At 69.3% G+C, this 15,825-nt stretch carries 18 protein-coding genes and 1 tRNA gene; 15 read left to right on the forward strand and 4 right to left on the reverse strand.

Going from position 1 to position 15,825, the window contains the following annotated elements; all coding sequences use genetic code 11:
- Position 1 precedes the first annotated feature (1 nt).
- The 3 genes from ACQBAT_RS07700 to ACQBAT_RS07710 are packed head-to-tail and all read left to right on the forward strand — an operon-like array spanning position 2 to position 2,479.
- Entirely contained in the window at positions 2 to 901 is a 900-nt protein-coding gene (locus ACQBAT_RS07700; RefSeq protein WP_420748338.1) for a segregation and condensation protein A, read from the forward strand.
- On the forward strand, positions 894 to 1,547 hold the full coding sequence (gene scpB, locus ACQBAT_RS07705) for an SMC-Scp complex subunit ScpB (RefSeq protein WP_420748337.1): 654 nt from the start codon (positions 894 to 896) through the stop codon (positions 1,545 to 1,547). The genes ACQBAT_RS07700 and scpB overlap by 8 nt, the downstream gene beginning before the upstream one ends.
- Positions 1,544 to 2,479, forward strand: coding sequence for a pseudouridine synthase (locus ACQBAT_RS07710; RefSeq protein WP_420748336.1), 936 nt, complete (start codon positions 1,544 to 1,546; stop codon positions 2,477 to 2,479). Before scpB ends, ACQBAT_RS07710 begins: the two co-directional genes overlap by 4 nt.
- Before the next feature lie 30 nt (positions 2,480 to 2,509).
- Here ACQBAT_RS07710 and ACQBAT_RS07715 read toward each other — a convergent pair whose 3' ends face one another.
- Together ACQBAT_RS07715 and ACQBAT_RS07720 are read right to left on the reverse strand one after the other, a co-directional pair.
- On the reverse strand, positions 2,510 to 3,712 hold the full coding sequence (locus tag ACQBAT_RS07715; protein WP_420748335.1) for a hypothetical protein: 1,203 nt from the start codon (positions 3,710 to 3,712) through the stop codon (positions 2,510 to 2,512).
- A complete protein-coding gene (locus ACQBAT_RS07720) occupies positions 3,712 to 4,230 on the reverse strand; it encodes a SigE family RNA polymerase sigma factor (RefSeq protein ID WP_420748334.1) in 519 nt (172 codons plus the stop codon). The genes ACQBAT_RS07715 and ACQBAT_RS07720 overlap by 1 nt, the downstream gene beginning before the upstream one ends.
- A gap of 130 nt (positions 4,231 to 4,360) precedes the next feature.
- Between ACQBAT_RS07720 and cmk the strand changes: the two genes are divergently transcribed.
- The 5 genes from cmk (at position 4,361) to ACQBAT_RS07745 (ending at position 8,170) form a co-directional block, all read left to right on the forward strand.
- On the forward strand, positions 4,361 to 5,095 hold the full coding sequence (gene cmk, locus ACQBAT_RS07725) for a (d)CMP kinase (RefSeq protein ID WP_420748333.1): 735 nt from the start codon (positions 4,361 to 4,363) through the stop codon (positions 5,093 to 5,095).
- Positions 5,092 to 5,991 carry a sulfurtransferase gene (locus tag ACQBAT_RS07730; protein ID WP_420748332.1) on the forward strand — a complete coding sequence of 300 codons (900 nt, stop codon included), beginning with the start codon at positions 5,092 to 5,094 and terminating at the stop codon, positions 5,989 to 5,991. The genes cmk and ACQBAT_RS07730 overlap by 4 nt, the downstream gene beginning before the upstream one ends.
- Positions 5,991 to 6,476 (forward strand): SufE family protein, encoded by a 486-nt coding sequence (locus tag ACQBAT_RS07735; RefSeq protein WP_420748331.1) that lies wholly within the window; start codon positions 5,991 to 5,993, stop codon positions 6,474 to 6,476. Before ACQBAT_RS07730 ends, ACQBAT_RS07735 begins: the two co-directional genes overlap by 1 nt.
- The gene (der, locus tag ACQBAT_RS07740) at positions 6,476 to 8,023 is read left to right on the forward strand and encodes a ribosome biogenesis GTPase Der (RefSeq protein ID WP_420748330.1); all 1,548 of its coding nucleotides are present in this window, start codon (positions 6,476 to 6,478) and stop codon (positions 8,021 to 8,023) included. The genes ACQBAT_RS07735 and der overlap by 1 nt, the downstream gene beginning before the upstream one ends.
- Positions 8,024 to 8,096: 73 nt before the next feature.
- Positions 8,097 to 8,170 (forward strand) — tRNA-Pro (locus ACQBAT_RS07745).
- Between the two features lie 96 nt (positions 8,171 to 8,266).
- Here ACQBAT_RS07745 and ACQBAT_RS07750 read toward each other — a convergent pair.
- The gene (locus tag ACQBAT_RS07750) at positions 8,267 to 9,406 is read right to left on the reverse strand and encodes a tyrosine-type recombinase/integrase (RefSeq protein WP_420748329.1); all 1,140 of its coding nucleotides are present in this window, start codon (positions 9,404 to 9,406) and stop codon (positions 8,267 to 8,269) included.
- Positions 9,399 to 10,016, reverse strand: a complete 618-nt coding sequence (locus tag ACQBAT_RS07755) for a helix-turn-helix domain-containing protein (RefSeq protein WP_420748328.1) — start codon at positions 10,014 to 10,016, stop codon at positions 9,399 to 9,401. The genes ACQBAT_RS07750 and ACQBAT_RS07755 overlap by 8 nt, the downstream gene beginning before the upstream one ends.
- Positions 10,017 to 10,256: 240 nt before the next feature.
- Here ACQBAT_RS07755 and ACQBAT_RS07760 point away from each other — a divergent pair, with 240 nt between their 5' ends.
- The 7 genes from ACQBAT_RS07760 to ACQBAT_RS07790 all read left to right on the forward strand — a co-directional run bounded on the left by ACQBAT_RS07760 (position 10,257) and on the right by ACQBAT_RS07790 (position 15,822).
- Entirely contained in the window at positions 10,257 to 10,436 is a 180-nt protein-coding gene (locus ACQBAT_RS07760) for a helix-turn-helix domain-containing protein (RefSeq protein WP_420748327.1), read from the forward strand.
- Positions 10,433 to 10,747, forward strand: coding sequence for a hypothetical protein (locus ACQBAT_RS07765; RefSeq protein ID WP_420748326.1), 315 nt, complete (start codon positions 10,433 to 10,435; stop codon positions 10,745 to 10,747). Before ACQBAT_RS07760 ends, ACQBAT_RS07765 begins: the two co-directional genes overlap by 4 nt.
- Entirely contained in the window at positions 10,719 to 11,834 is a 1,116-nt protein-coding gene (locus ACQBAT_RS07770) for an AAA family ATPase (protein ID WP_420748325.1), read from the forward strand. Before ACQBAT_RS07765 ends, ACQBAT_RS07770 begins: the two co-directional genes overlap by 29 nt.
- Positions 11,831 to 12,055, forward strand: a complete 225-nt coding sequence (locus ACQBAT_RS07775) for a hypothetical protein (protein WP_420748324.1) — start codon at positions 11,831 to 11,833, stop codon at positions 12,053 to 12,055. The genes ACQBAT_RS07770 and ACQBAT_RS07775 overlap by 4 nt, the downstream gene beginning before the upstream one ends.
- 424 nt (positions 12,056 to 12,479) lie before the next feature.
- A complete protein-coding gene (locus tag ACQBAT_RS07780) occupies positions 12,480 to 13,964 on the forward strand; it encodes a terminase large subunit domain-containing protein (RefSeq protein ID WP_420748323.1) in 1,485 nt (494 codons plus the stop codon).
- Positions 13,965 to 13,975: 11 nt separating this feature from the next.
- Positions 13,976 to 15,265, forward strand: coding sequence for a phage portal protein (locus ACQBAT_RS07785; protein WP_420748322.1), 1,290 nt, complete (start codon positions 13,976 to 13,978; stop codon positions 15,263 to 15,265).
- Complete coding sequence (locus ACQBAT_RS07790) at positions 15,262 to 15,822, forward strand: hypothetical protein (RefSeq protein WP_420748321.1); 561 nt, start codon at positions 15,262 to 15,264, stop codon at positions 15,820 to 15,822. Before ACQBAT_RS07785 ends, ACQBAT_RS07790 begins: the two co-directional genes overlap by 4 nt.
- The last annotated feature ends 3 nt before the right edge of the window (positions 15,823 to 15,825 follow it).

The following is a 15,825-nucleotide window of genomic DNA, read 5'->3' on the forward strand; positions in this document are numbered from 1 at the left end:
CATGGGTGCCCCCACCGCCGCGGTGGAGGCAGGTGACCCGACCGCGCCGGCGCCAGGCGCCACCCCCGGCGGTGTGCTCAGCGGCAGTCGCGGCAGTTTTGAGGTCCACCTCGACGTCTTCTCCGGCCCCTTCGAGCTGCTGCTCGGCCTGATCGCCAAGCACAAGCTGGACGTCACCGAGATCTCGCTGGCCAAGGTCACCGACGAGTTCGTCGCGCATCTGCGCACCGCCCAGGCACAGCAGATGGACTGGGACCTGTCGCAGGCCAGCGAGTTCGTGCTCATCGCGGCGACCTTGCTCGACCTCAAGGCCGCGCGGCTGCTCCCGAACGCCCGCGAGGATGAGGAGGAGGACCTGGCGCTCATCGAGGCCCGGGATCTGCTCTTCGCCCGATTGCTGCAGTACCGGGCCTTCAAGCAGGTGGCCGATGAGTTGCGGCTGCGGATGGAGGGTGCGGGGCGGATCTTCCCCCGCGACGTGGGTGTCGAGGAGCGCTTCGCTGCGCTGCTGCCGGAGATCGTGCTGGGCGTCACGCCGGAGCAGCTGGCGATGATCGCCGGTCGGGCGATGATCCCCAAGCCGCCGCCCACAGTTGGCGTCTCCCACCTGCACGCACCCCAGGTCTCGGTGCGCGAGCAGGCGACGCTGCTGGTGGGGCGCCTGCGCGACCGCGGCACCGCGACCTTCCGGGACCTGGTCGCCGATGCTGACAGCACCCTGGTGATCGTGGCCAGGTTCCTCGCCCTGCTCGAGCTGTTCCGCGACACCGTGATCGCGCTGGACCAGCCTGAGGCGCTGGGCGAGCTGACCGTCCGGTGGACCGGGCCGACCAGCGGCGAGGTCGCGGTGAGTGATGAGTTCGACGAGAGCGACGACATACGGGAGGACGGCGATGACTGAGCCGACCGGTCAGGTGGACGTGCAGCCGGACCTGCCAGAGGATCCTTCGGGTCCGGTGGAGGACCAGCAGGTCGCCTTCGACATCAACGACTTCCCGGGCGGCGCCAAGTCGGCCGTTGAGGCTGTCCTGATGGTGGTCGACGAGCCGGTCACCGAGGAGGCGCTGGCGAGCGCGCTGGAGCTGCCGGTGGAGGACATCGGTGCCGTGCTCGACGAGCTCGCCCAGGAGTATGCCGACACCACCCGCGGGTTCATGCTGCGGCGGTTGGGGGGCGGTTGGCGGATCTACACCCGGCCCGAGTACGCCCCGGTCGTCGAGCGCTTCCTGCTCGGCGGGCAGCAGGCCCGCCTCACCCAGGCGGCCCTGGAGACCTTGGCCGTCGTGGCCTACCGGCAGCCGGTGAGCCGCGCCCGGATCGGCGCGATCCGCGGCGTGAACGTGGACGGCGTCGTGCGCACCCTGCTCGCGCGCGGCATGGTCACCGAGGTCGGGCAGGACCCGACCGCGGGCGCCGTGCTCTACGGCACGACCGACCTCTTCCTCCAGCGCATGGGGCTGGATTCCCTCGACGACCTACCCGCTCTCGCGCCCTATCTGCCTTCGGCAGAGGTGCTCGAGGAGCTGGCTGCGGAAGGACTGGCATGAGCGATCGCAAGAACACCAGGGGTAGCGCTGGAGGCAAGGGCCCCGGCAAGGGCAGTGGCAAGAGCGGCTCCCGAGGTGGTCCGCGCGTGCCCAAGCATGGCGGCACAGCCGGCCCCCGTCGGGCCGGGACGGCCAAGGCGCGCCCGAGCCGGCGCCGACGGGCCACCATCGCCGACCAGCAGCACCCGGCCGCGGATGTCCACTCACCCGAGGGCGTGCGGCTGCAGAAGTTGCTGGCCAGCGCCGGCTTCGGCAGCCGCCGTGCCTGCGAGACCTTGATCGAGGAGGGCCGGGTCCAGGTCGACGGTCAGGTGGTCACCGAGCTGGGTGTGCGGGTGGATCCCGCGAGCCAGAGCGTGCACGTCGACGGCGATCGCGTCGTCGTGGACACCGAGAAGGTCTACCTGGCGCTGAACAAGCCGCTCGGCGTGGTCAGCTCGATGCAGGACGAGGAGGGTCGACCGGACCTGTCCGGCTACGTGGGTCATCTGTCCCAGCGGCTCTTCCACGTCGGCCGGCTCGATGCCGAGACCGAGGGGCTGCTGCTCCTCACCAACGACGGTGACCTCGCGCACCGGCTCCAGCACCCGGCCTATGGCGTGCCCAAGACCTATGTCGCCCAGGTCCCCGGTCCCGTCGCTCGCGACGTCGGTAAGCGGCTGCGGGAAGGCGTCGAGCTCGAAGACGGGCCGGCAAAGGTCGACTCTTTCAAGCTGGTCGACTCGCTGCCGGGCAAGGCGATCGTCGAGGTCGTTCTGCACGAGGGCCGCAAGCACATCGTGCGGCGGATGCTGGACGCCGTGGGCCACCCGGTCCTGGCGCTGGCCCGCGTACAGGTCGGCCCGGTGCGCCTCGGCGAACTGCGCCCCGGGCGCTACCGGGTGTTGACCGCCGAGGAGGTCGCGCAGCTCTACCGCGCCGCCGGGCTCTGAGCGGACTGCCCTCGGCAGTGCACTGTGACCTCAGGGCGTCAGCAGTGACACCGGCTGACCGTCCGACTCACCGGACTGGGCCCAGGTCAGGTGCACACTGTGTTCCTGGGTAGCTGCCTCGACCGTGACCAGCTCCGCGTACAGCGGTGTCAGGGTGTCGGAGTGCATCTGTGTGGTGCTCAGGAGGGTCGCTGCCGACGCCGCGGCATCAGGTGATGGCGCCGTCTCGGCCACTGTCACCTCGCCCGGGACGGGGGCCACCACGAGGTAGGTCCGCTCCACGGATCCGTGCGACGACGCGTCCTGCTCGCCCGGTTTCAGAGCCCCGAGATCGATGGCGACCGGAGCGTTCACGTGCTCCGTCGGAGTGGCGTTCCCCCGGACCGGATCAGCGACCAGGTAGGGGCCGAGCACCGATCCGTCGTGCATCGCCCAGAGTTGTCCCAGGCGGTCCAGAGCGACCCAGGTCGAGGACCGAGCGTAGTCATCAGAGGTGCCGACATAGGCGCGATTGACCACACCGGGTCCCCATTCGGTGGTGAGGTTTTCATCCCGCTCCACCAGGGTGGCGAGCTCGTCACCGCTGTGCAGCTGGTCGGCGGCCGCGACCACCTGAAGGGCCGTACCCGGAAGGTCCGCGGCGCTGCTCAGGTCCACGAACTGGCTCTGAGTCGGGCCGATGAGCTGGGCAGCGATGGCCTCCTGGGGGAGGAGCAGGGCCAGCGCGTGCCGGTCACCGACCTCGACCTGCTGGATCCAGAAGGCGGGAGCAGCCCTTCCCTCCCAACTCGCTCCGCCCTGGCTGGTCAGCTCTGCGGGGACGGTGGGAGAGTCGCCTTCGATCGACCCGAGAACGATCGTGCTCTCTCCGCAGGCCTGCGTGAAGCCGGCCAGCAGCGAGCCGCCGCCAGCCACCGGCACGACGACCGGGTCGAGCCGGTCGGTGTGGATCACGGTGTGGGTGCCGTCCTCCGAGGGGCCCAGCGGGCACGCGGACCATGGGGCTGCCGGCAAGGCCCGTTGGACCGACTGCGGCAACAGACCACCGGCCCACGCAGCAGAGGCCACGACGGTCAGTGCTGTTGCGCCGACGACCACGCTCTGCCCTGTGCGACGTCGTTGGTAGGCGCGGCTCGAGAGCCGCGTTACTTCAGCGGCGTCCAGGGTGAGATCTGGGGGTGCACTGGCCGTGCTCAGGCCTCGACGCACCCTCTGTTCGATGTCGGTGTTCATCAGTGGACCTCCTGTGTGGACATGTGCGTGCGGAGGCGGCCAAGGCCGCGTGAGGCAGCGCTCTTCACTGCTCCCACAGAGATGCCGAGCTCGTCGGCGCACTGCTGTTCGGACAGATCGCAGTAGTAGCGGAGGACGACGACAGCCCGTTGGCCATCTGGCAACTCCCGCAGCCCGCGCACCAGGCGGTCCTGCTCGGCGATCTGCTCCGCGTGGTCCGGGCTGACCCTGGCTTTCTCTGCCTGTGCCTCGACGTCGGCATCGATCACGTGCCGGCCGTGCCGTCGCCAGTCCTCTCGCGTCAGGTTGAGCATGACGGTGCGCGTGTAGGCGGTGGCCCGGGGCTGATCGACCCGATCCCACGCGCGATAGGTGCGTAACAGCGCGCCCTGAACAAGATCCTGGGCCCGATGGACATCACCGGTGAGGAACCAGGCGATCCGCAGGAGTTCGGGGCCTGCCTGCTCCACGAACTCGGTGAACTCTGAGTCCCGGGTCCTGCGGCTGCGTCCGATCACGCGTCCTCCTGGTGGGGTCCTGCTGGTCACTCTCTCCTAGTCAGGGCGAGCAGGAAAGGTTGCCCGCACACCGCAACCAGTCGCGCAGGTGGCCTCGGACTCGGGGCTAGCGCGCTAGTAGGCTTGCCGGGTGCCCGAACATCCCCTGACCATCGCCGTCGACGGCCCCAGCGGCTCCGGCAAGTCGTCGGTGTCCAAAGCCGTCGCGCGCGAGCTCGGGCTCGGCTATCTCGACACCGGTGCGATGTACCGCGCCCTGACCTGGTGGGTGCTTGACGAAGGCATCGACCCCACTGATCAGGCCAAGGTTGCCGACGCCTCTCGGTCACTGCCCCTGGAGATCGCGACGGATCCCACGGGTCCGGTGACGGTCACCGTCAACGGAACAGACATCACCGAGGCGATCCGGGAGACCTGGATCAGCAGCCAGGTCTCGGCCGTGGCCACCAACCTGGACGTCCGCGCCGAGCTGCGCCGCCGCCAGCGAGAGCTGATCGATCAGCTCCGTGCGGACCGCGGCGGTGTGGTCGCCGAGGGGCGGGACATCACCACCGTGGTCGCGCCCGACGCAGAGCACCGCATCCTGGTCACCGCCTCCGAAGAGGCCCGCCTGGCCCGCCGGTCGACCGAACTGCACGGGACGGCAGGGGCCGAGCAGATCGAGGCCACCCGTGACCAGATCAGCCGCCGCGACCGGGACGACGCCACCGTCAGCGCCTTCTTCGAGCCCGCAGAGGGGGTCGTGGGCCTGGACACCTCCGACCTGAGCTTCGAGCAGGTCGTCCAGGCCGTGCTCGACCTCGTCCGGGGTGAGGTCGCACCGCAGACACCTGAACAGTCCGATCCGTCCAAGGAGGACCGATGACCGACCACAACGATCACGACGCACAGACCGCCGACGCGAAGATCTCTGACGCGAAGATCTCTGACTACGCCCACCCCGAGCGCCTGGTCACCACCGACTGGCTCGCCGAGCACCTGGCCGATGACGACATCGTGGTGCTGGAGTCCGACGAGGACGTCCTGCTCTACGACACCGGCCACATCCCGGGTGCGCTGAAGCTGGACTGGCACACCGACCTCAACGACCCCTTGACCCGCGACTACGTCGACGGCGAGCGCTTCGCCCAGGTCATGGGGGAGCGCGGCATCGGCCGCGACACCACCGTCGTCCTGTATGGCGACCGGTCCAACTGGTGGGCCGCCTACGCCCTGTGGGTGATGACGCTCTTCGGCCACGAGGATGTGCGCCTCCTGGACGGCGGCCGCGCAAAGTGGGTCGCCGAGGGCCGCGAGATGACCACCGATGTGCCCGAGGTGACGCACACGACATACCCCGTCGTGGACCGGGACGACACCGGTGTCCGGGCCTTCAAGGCCGACGTGCTCGAGCACATCGGCCAGCCGATGGTCGACGTCCGCAGCCCTGGGGAGTACTCCGGCGAACTGCTCCACATGCCCGACTACCCGCAGGAGGGCGCGATGCGCGGCGGCCACATCCCCGGTGCCAAGAGCGTGCCGTGGGCGCGCGCGGCCAACGACGACGGCACCTTCAAGAGCCGGGCCGAGCTGGAGGAGATCTACCTGCAGGAGCAGGGCCTCACCCCCGGCGACGACGTCGTGGCCTACTGCCGGATCGGTGAGCGCTCGAGCCACACCTGGTTCGTGCTCACTCATCTGCTGGGCTTCGACAAGGTCCGCAACTACGACGGCAGCTGGACCGAGTGGGGCAACTCGGTCGGCGTGCCGGTGGAGCGCTGATGTCGCCGAGCGGGACGAGCGCCGATCTTCCGGCCGCCCTGGCCGAGCTCGCCGAAGACTTTCAGGCCGTGACCCAACCGGAGCGTCTCCAGCTGCTCCTTGAGTTGTCGAACGAGCTGCCAGCGCCTCCTGAGCGCTACTCGGGGGGCCTGGAGACGATGGAGCGTGTCGACGAGTGCCAGTCGCCGCTCTTCCTCGCCGTGGAGGTGGAGGACGAGGGCGAGCGCACCGTGCACCTGTTCTTCGACGCGCCGCCAGAAGCGCCCACGACGCGCGGCTTCGCCGGGATCCTGCACGAGGGTCTGGATGGGCTGCCGGCTGCCGAGGTGCTGTCCGTCCCCGACGATGCCCCTTATCGCTTCGGACTGGCCGAAGCGGTCTCGCCGCTGCGGATGCGGGGCATGGTCGGGATGCTCGGCCGGATCAAGCGACAGGTACGGCTGCGCATCGACGCCGCCGACCGGGCAGCAGGAGGAGAGAACTGATGAGCACCGAGGACCGACCCGATCTGAACGAGACCGAGGTCGAGTGGACCGGGGGAGTGGACCCCGATTCCCCGGTCGAGCCCGACCTGGAGGTGACCGAGGAGGACGAGAAGCTCGAGAACGCCCTGCGAGCGGGCCTCGACGACTTCGAGCTCTCCGATGAGGACCTCGCCCTGGTCGAGCTCGGCGAGCTGAGCGCCGACGACGACGACGAGGCCTCCTCGCGGCCCGTCGTGGCCGTGGTGGGTCGGCCCAACGTCGGCAAGTCCAGCTTGGTCAACCGGATTCTCGGCCGCCGCGAGGCGGTCGTCGAGGACGTGCCTGGCGTCACCCGCGACCGGGTCGCCTACGACGCCGAGTGGTCGGGGCGCAAGTTCACCCTGGTCGACACCGGCGGCTGGGAGGTGGATGCGACCGGTATCCACCTGCGCGTCGCCGAGCAGGCCGAGGTGGCCGTCGAGCTCGCCGACGTCGTGATGTTCGTGGTTGATGCCACGGTCGGCGCGACCGACACCGACGAGCAGGTCGTCCGCCTCCTGCGCCGCTCCCGCAAGCCGGTCATCCTGGTCGCCAACAAGGTCGACGACCAGCGGATGGAGGCTGACGCCGCGATGCTGTGGTCGCTCGGTCTTGGTCAGCCGTGGCCGGTCTCCGCCCTGCACGGCCGCGGCTCGGGGGACGTGCTCGACGCCGTCCTGGACGTGCTGCCGGACGTCTCTGCGGTCGCCGGCGCCTACCCGCGTGGTGGCCCGCGCCGCGTCGCCCTGCTGGGTCGGCCCAACGTGGGCAAGTCCTCGCTGCTCAACAAGCTGGCCGGCACCGACCGGGTCGTCGTGGACGACGTCGCCGGCACCACCCGCGACCCGGTGGACGAGCTCATCGAGCTCGGCAACAGCGGCAAGGTATGGCGTTTCGTCGACACCGCAGGTATCCGTCGGCGGGTGCACCAGACCCGGGGGGCGGACTTCTACGCCTCGCTGCGCACGCAGACCGCGCTGGAGAAGGCGGAGGTCGCCGTCGTGCTGATCGACGTCTCGCAACCGATCGCCGAGCAGGATATCCGCGTGGTGCAGCAGGTGGTCGATGCTGGCCGGGCCTTGGTCATCGCCTACAACAAGTGGGACCTGATGGATGAGGAGCGGCAGTACTACCTGGAGCGGGAGATCGAGCGCGAGCTGGTCCAGATCCAGTGGGCGCCGCGGGTCAACGTGTCGGCACGCACCGGCCGGCACGTGGCCAAGTTGGAGCCCGCGCTTGAGGTGGCCCTGGCCTCGTGGGACCGCCGGATCCCGACCTCCAAGTTGAACTCCTTCTTCGGCGAGGTCGTCGCGGCCCACCCGCACCCGGTCCGCGGCGGCAAGCAGCCCCGCATCCTGTTCGCCACCCAGGCAGCCACCCGACCGCCGAAGTTCGTGGTCTTCGCCTCCGGCTTCATCGAGGCCGGCTACCGCCGCTTCCTCGAGCGTCGGCTGCGTGAGGAGTTCGGCTTCGAGGGCAGCCCGATCGAGATCTCGGTCCGGGTGCGCGAGAAGCGCTCCCGCCGCTGACTCAGGAACGCCGCCGTTGGATTCGTCCGGTGGGTCGGGCATGGGTTATCTTTGTCCCTGCCCAACCGGGCCTCGGGCTGTGGCGCAGCTTGGTAGCGCACTTGACTGGGGGTCAAGGGGTCGCAGGTTCAAATCCTGTCAGCCCGACCGAGAGAAACATGCAGGTAGAAGGCCCTGTCGGAGAAATCCGACAGGGCCTTCGTCATGCGCTGGGGGATCGTTGACCACCTTTGTTGACCACCATTAGGCGCTGAGCGCCGTGCTGAGAGTCCGCATCGCCTCGGCTGCGACGTCGGGGGAGACGTGCCCGTAGACGTCGCCCGTGATCGCCGTGGACGAGTGCCCGAGGATCTCGGAGACGACCTTCAGCGGTACTCCCTTCGCCAGGAGGACCGACGCTGCCGAGTGTCGCAACGTGTGCAGCCCTGCACCGGCGATCCCGGCCCGGCTGGTCGCCGCCTTGAACGCCCGCAGAGCGTTCCTGGGGTCGCTCGGCTGGCCGAACTCCGTCGTGAAGACGAACCCCGTCTCGACCCACATCGAGCCCGCCTCCGCACGCTCGACGCGCTGGCGCTCCCTCATCGCGTGGAGGACCTCGACCGACTCATCGGTGAGGAACAGTGTCCGCTTCGACTTCGCCGTCTTCGGTTCCGTCACGACGAGCTGGCCGTGCTCCCGCGCCAGCGTGCCCCGCACCCGCAGCGTCCTGTTCGTGAGGTCGACGTCCGACCAGCGCAGCGCAAGCGCCTCGCCTCGCCGCATCCCCGTGTTCACGAGCAGACGGAACAACGGCGCATAGCGGGAGCCTTCGGCCGCGTCGAGCACCGTCTCGACCTCATCGACAGTGAGGTAGTTCGCCTCCTTCGTCGTCACCTTCGGCCGGCGGACCACGGCCGCGGGATTCTCCCCGAGTGCCCGGTCCCGCACGGCAGTGTCCAGCACCGCCCGCAGGACCGTGTACGTCGAGCGCACCGTCGACTCAGACAGGCCCTTCTTCCGCAGGTCTGCGACCCACGCCTCGACCTTCCTCGGGGTCACCCTGTCGAGCGCGCTGCGACCGAGGTCGGAGTCCACGACATGCTTCCTCGCCAGAGTCGCGTACATCGCCTTCGTGCTCGCCTTCCGGTCACTCACCGCGAGCGTGGACGCGACCCATTCCTCGACGAACGCACCGAGGACGACGCGGGAGTCCTTCGGCGGCTGGGACCGCTTGACCCGACGACGAGCTTCCTCGGCCTTCTCCCGCGCTTCCTTGGCCGTCTTCCCGTAGACCGTGCTGCGCTTGGCCAGCCCGTCCGGGTCGATGTAGCGCAGGCTCACCGCCCAGCGGCCATCCTTCCGCTTGACCGGCTTCGACCCCTCACCGTTGGCTCGTCTACTCACCGGACTGTCTTCCTTCTAGGACGTCAATCGCCCGTTTGGCACCTTCGGCCGCGAGCGCGACCATCTCGCTGTGCAGAGCCCGGACCGCCTCTCGCAGGGGACCGTCGTCGAGCTCGTCGTCGGCACGCACACCAGCAAGGGTCAGGGTGAACAGCCGGCCGCTACTGGCAGCGTCGACCATGTCTTCCTGCAGCTGGCGGTTGTCGACGAACTCCCGCAGCTCGGGGTCGTAGACCGCGAGGTCGAAGTACTCGATGTACCCGTTCGCCAGGGCCGCGAGCGCGTTGCTCAGCTGGTCTCTGGCCTCGTCGATCTTCCGCGCGACCATCTTCGCGTGCTCCTTGCGATAGAGGTCTATCGGCGTGAGCAGGTCTTCGACTTCCTGGTCGAAGACGTCAGCGAAGGCGATCAGCTCGTCGACGGTGATCTTCCGCGGTGGGTTGCCCTTCTCGATCTTGTAGATCGCTGAGGCGTTGATCGGGCAGCCGGCCTCGGTCATCCGCCTGGCGAGGGTCTCGTAAGACCACTCCTGCCTTCGACGCTCTAGTGCGATCCGTTGGGCGAGGTTGCTCTCACCCTGGATGCTCCGCGTCGGGTTTGGGCGAGCCATCTCGACCCTTCTTCCTTCCGGCGACGTTCCTATACGGAATGCAGCATAGCCGTGTTGGCTTGCTTCCGCAATCCACTCGCGTCCACCATGTTCCTACCGGATACGTCCGGACGATGTTTAGGAACACAAGTCAACAGCGCAGCACCCCGGCTGGCCGACGAGCAGAGCACGACGTCTCGGTCCGCGAACCCAAGAGGAAGCCGGGAGTCCCACCAACTCAACCGACCTAGGAGACGAGCCATGACTCGACTACTGCATCCCATCCCCGACGCGGCAGCCGTCCTCGGCATCGGCCGCAGCACGCTCTACGAACTCATCGCCGCCGGCGAGATCGCCACGGTCAAGATCGGCCGCCGAACCCTCATCTCCCAGGACGAACTAGAGCGATACGTCCGCGAGCTCGGGCAGGTCCCGGCGTGAGGGTAAACGGCACGGTTCGGCTCGACCTCACCGCCGGAGATCCCCGCAACTGGACCGACACGCACGCCATCGAGCGACTGATCCAAGAGGCCACCTACGCACCGCCCGGCGCGGACATCATCTTCGTCGTCCGCCGTGGGCAGCTCGCACCACTCCACGGCATCGCATGGCTCCGCGAGCACGGCCAACACCTCGGCTCGGTCACCGTCGAGTGCACCGACCCGGACACCATCACGCGCTGGGTCGCCCAGCTCCGCCCCGAAGCCCCCCAGGAGGGCCACCTTGTCAGCACTGGAGCAGCGCGGCCGTGAGCACGGCTGTTACTTCACCGCGGCCGAGCTGGTCGCAACCACTTTCCCCGAACCCCGCTGGGCCGTCCCTGGCCTGATAGCGGAAGGGCTGAACCTCCTGGTCGGCTCACCGAAGCTCGGCAAATCATGGCTCGTCCTCGGTCTCGGAGTCGCCATCGCCTCCGGCGGCCGAGCGCTCGGGAAGGTGCCCGTCGAAAAGGGATCGGTCCTGTACGCCGCACTGGAGGACACGCCGCGACGACTGAAGGGCCGGCTAAAGGCAGTCCTCGCAGACGAGCCCGTCCCCGACGATCTCCACATCACGACGCTACTGCCGCGAGGGCAGGACATGATCGAGCTCGTCAGCGACTGGCTCGACGCCCACCCCGACGCCCGGCTCGTGGTCATCGACGTGCTCCGCAAGGTCACACCGAGGACGGACGGCCGCAACGCCTACGAGGCCGACTACGACGCCATGACAGCGCTGAAGCGGCTGGCAGACAAGCACGGGGTCGCCGTCATTGCCGTGCACCACACCCGCAAGATGGCCGACGAGACCGACGTCTTCAACGAGGTCTCAGGCTCGACCGGACTCACCGGAGCGGCGGACGCCATCCTCATCGCCAAGCGGGCACGCAACACCGCCGAAGCCGTCCTCCACGTCACCGGCCGCGACGTCACCGAGCACGAGTACGGACTGACGTGGCACGCCGACTCGTGCACATGGGCTCTGCTCGACGAGCCCGTCGCCATCGCCAGCATGGGCACCACCCGGCGGAAGGTCCTGTCCTGGCTCACCGACCACGAGGGCGACACCCCGACGCAGATCTCCGAAGCGACCGGGATCTCGCTCACCACCGTGAAGCAGACCGTCCGCCGCATGGTCGACGACCACCAGCTCGACACGGACGGGCAAGGGCACTACTTCCCGCCCACGCAGTCACTGTCACCCGTGTCACCCGTGTCACCCATGCAGGTCAACGGCTCACCGGCAGGTGACACCCCAGTGACAGCCCTGTCACCCGCTCTGACCAGCAACGGTGACAGCGGTGACAGCGGTGACACCCAACCCCTACTCACCCTCGTTACCGAGGAGATACGCCCATGACGCCCTCACCCCTGCCACCCGTGGCCTTCCTCCACGTCGTCGGGCACCGTGCCCGCAGGCCCGGAGTCCTCGCCATCGTCGAGCGCACCTTCCGTGTCCGTTGGCAGCGCGGGGAGTGGACGTGCGACTGCCCCGCCCCGGACGGTGCCACCTGCGAGCACGTCGACAGCGTGCTTGCGCTGCTGCATCCAAACGTGCTCGGAAGCGAGGACGACCGATGACCCTCCGCCCCTGTCTCGACTGCGGGGTCCCTACCGGCGTGGGTCCCCGGTGCCAGACCTGCCGCCCCCCGGACCACCAGCTGTCCGCCCACCAGCGAGGCTACGACGCCGCGTGGCGACGACTGTCTCGACAGGCTCGACGGCTGCAGAACTACTGCAGCGACTGCGACACGCAGGACGACCTGACCGTCGACCACACGGCCGAGGCGTGGGCAGCCCACGAGGCTGGCCGGCGCATCACGCTGGCGATGGTCACCGTCGTGTGCCGGTCGTGCAACTCCCGACGTGGCGCGGTCCGAGGCGAACGACACGCCGGTCAGGTGCTTGACGACCGGCCTACTGCTCCCCCCTCCGGCCCTCCGGGACCGCTGGGGAAGCCGCGGGGACAGTTGAGAATGAATCTCAACTCTGGCGGTGAGCGCCGGTGACGGGCCTGAAGGTCGGCCGCAAGGGCAACCTGACGAACGGTGACGTGCCGCTGCCGTTCCGGCCGCGCTCGACGGTGGAGTCCGAGAGGTTCGCCGCGTTCGTGCGGAAGTTCCTGGTGACGCCGAAGGGCACGGGCGCGAAGAAACCGCTACGGCTGCACGACTTCCAGATGGATATCGCGCGTGACGTCCTGGACTCCGGCGCTCGCACGGTCGGGCTGATGCTGCCCAGAGGGTCGGGCAAGACGACCCTGAACGCTGCTATCGGCCTGTACTGCCTGTTCTGCTGGGGTGAGGGCGCGAACGTGGTCGTGGTGGCGGTCGACGAGCGGCAGGCCGCGCTGGCGTTTAACGCTGCCCGGCGCATGGTCGAGCTGTCCGACGAGCTGAGCAGCCGCGTGCATGTCTACCGGGACAAGCTGGTCCTGCCGTTGACGGATTCGACGTTCACCACGCTGCCGGCGACCCCGGCGGCGCTAGAAGGACTCGACTATGTGCTCTGTCTGGCCGATGAGGCCGGTGTCATCCGCCGCGACGTGTTCGAGGTGGTGCAGCTGGCCCAGGGCAAACGGGAGCGGTCCGTGCTGGTGGCGATCGGCACGCCGGGCCCGAACCTGGAGGATCAGGTGCTGCTGTCCCTGCGGGAGTATGCCGCGCTGCACCCCGAGGACAAGTCCCTGCGGTGGCGGGAGCACTCGGCCGCCGGCTACGAGAACCACCCGGTCGACTGCGCTCACTGCTGGGACCTGGCGAACCCCGCGCTGGCCGCCGGCTTCCTACACCGGGACGCGCTGACCGCGCTGCTCCCGCCCAAGACGCGGGAGTCGACGTTCCGGCGTGCCCGGCTCTGCCAGATCGTCTCTGAGACGGACGGCGCGTTCCTGCCTCCGGGCACCTGGGACGGCCTGAGCACGGGTGAGGCGATCGAGGACGGGGAGCGTGTCGTCCTGGCCCTGGACGGTTCGTTCAGCGACGACACGACGGCGCTGCTGCTCGGCACCGTCTCGGAGACTCCGCACTTCGACGTGCTGGCCGTCTGGGAGCGACCGGCCGGGGACGAGTCCTACCGGGTGCCCGTGGCCGAGGTCGAGCACGCCATTCGGGAGGCGTGCCGGCGCTGGGACGTGGTGGAGATCGTCGCTGACCCGTTCCGCTGGACCCGGACCCTGCAGGCGCTGGAGGCCGAGCGGCTGCCCGTCGTGGAGTTCCCGCACTCCCCGTCCCGGCTGACGGCCGCGACGGGTGACCTGTACAGCGCTGCCGTCAACGGCCGCATGAGCCATTCCGGTGACCCGCGGCTGGCGGCGCACGTCGGCGCGGCGGTGATCCGTGAGGACGCCCGCGGCATCCGTCTGGACAAGGCCAGCCGGTCCCGCACCGCTCGCAAGATCGACCTAGCGGCCTGTCTGGTCATGGGTCATTCCCGCGCCACCTGGCGTGCCACCCACAAGCCACGGCGACGTGCCGTGTCCTTCCGATAGGAGAACCACCCATGTCCGAGCTCGACACCCTCACCACGACCCTGCAGCTGATCGACGAGAAGGCCGCGGCCTACTCCCGGCTGACCGCCTACTACGAGGGCCGGCAGCCGCTGACGTTCCTGTCTCCCGAGTCGCGGGCGGCGCTGAACAACCGGCTGTCGGCGGTCTCGGTGAACATTCCGCGGCTGCTGGTCGACACCATCGCCGAGCGGCTGCGCGTCACCGGATTCTCCCGGCCCGAGGTGTGGGCCGACTGGCAGACCAACGGCATGGACACCATGCACCGGGTAGCGCACCGCGAGGCGCTGCTGCTCGGTGACTGCTTCGTCATCGTCTGGGCCGGCTCCGACGGCACGCCCCAGGTCACGGTGGAGTCCGCCACGCAGATGGCGGTGACGACCGACCCCGCGACCCGGCAGATCACGTCGGCGGTCAAGCGGTGGGAGGCGCACGACGGCACGCACGCCGTCCACTACGGACCCGAGGAGATCACCCGCTGGCACGCTCCCGGCCGAGGCGCGACCACCACCGGATTCCGCAAGACCGGCACGATCCCCAACCCGCTCGGTGTCGTGCCGGTCGTCTGGCTCCGCAACGGTGACCGGCTGCTGAACCACGGCATCAGCGAGATGGCCGACGTCCTGAGCCTCACCGACGCGCTGGTGAAGTTGACGACGGACATGCTCACCGCGTCGGAGTACGCTGCCCGGCCCCGCCGGTACGCCTCCGGTGTCGAGCTGGAGGTCGACGAGGACGGCACCGCGGTCAACCCGTTCCCGGAGACGGACCGGATGATGATCTCGGAGTCGCACGAGACGAAGTTCGGGCAGCTGGCCGGCGCGGACCTCACCGGCTACGAGAACGCGGTGTCCGTCGTCATGCGTCAGATCAGCGCCGTCTCCGGCCTGCCCGAGCACCTGCTCGGCATCGGCGGGGACAACCCGACCAGCGCCGACAGCATCCGCGCGTCCGAGGCCGCGCTCACCGCCCGCGCCGAGGCCCGGCAGGGCACCTACGGCAAGGCGTGGACCCAGGTCGCCCGGCTGATCGCCGCGGTCCGCCACGGCGTCGACCCGGCCGGCGTGGACGTCACGGTCACGTGGGCAGACCCGTCCACCCGGTCCGCGTCCCAGGAGGCCGACGCCGTGGTCAAGCTGCACTCCGCCGGCATCCTGCCGACGACCTACGTCCTGCAGCGGCTGGGCTACCGGGACGACGAGATCGCCGCTATCCGGGCTGCCCGTCGTACCGAGGCGCTGGATTCCGCCGGCGTCGACGTCCTGCGAGGGCTGGCACAGTGACCTACTTCGACCAGCTCGACGTCCTGGCCGAGGACACCGCCGAGCATCTGGTGCAGATCGTGACCTCGCTCGACGAGGGCCGCATCGACCGGGCGGAAGCGGTGGCGCTGATCGCCGCGTTCCTCGCCGCGGCGAACGTCCGCGCCACCGTCCTGGCCGACCTGGCCCTGTCGGCGCAGATCACCGCCGGCACCGGCCGGGCGGTCCCGGTGCTCGGTCTGACCCGTCCCGACGAGGCCGCACGGCTGCACCGGGCCGCGTCCACGCTGCTGGAGCGGCTACCGCCGGACCTGGAGGCAGCCGAGGCGCAGATACGCCGGATCGGTCGTGCCGAGCCGCTGAAGGCCGCGTCCGACGCCCGTAGCGACGGCATCGCCAAGTCGGCCCTGGTCGAGGGCTGGATCCGGGACCGCAACGGCGACGAGTGCCAGCTCTGCACATGGTGGTGGCGAGAGGGCCGCGTCTGGCCCAAGTACCACCCCATGCCCCGACACACCGGGTGCGTCTGCACCCAACGGATCGTGCTCGTCGAGCGCGTCCGAGAAGTCCAGCGATAGGAG

It is taken from the genome of Ornithinimicrobium pulveris (assembly GCF_050261105.1).
In the GTDB taxonomy this organism is placed as follows: domain Bacteria; phylum Actinomycetota; class Actinomycetes; order Actinomycetales; family Dermatophilaceae; genus Ornithinicoccus.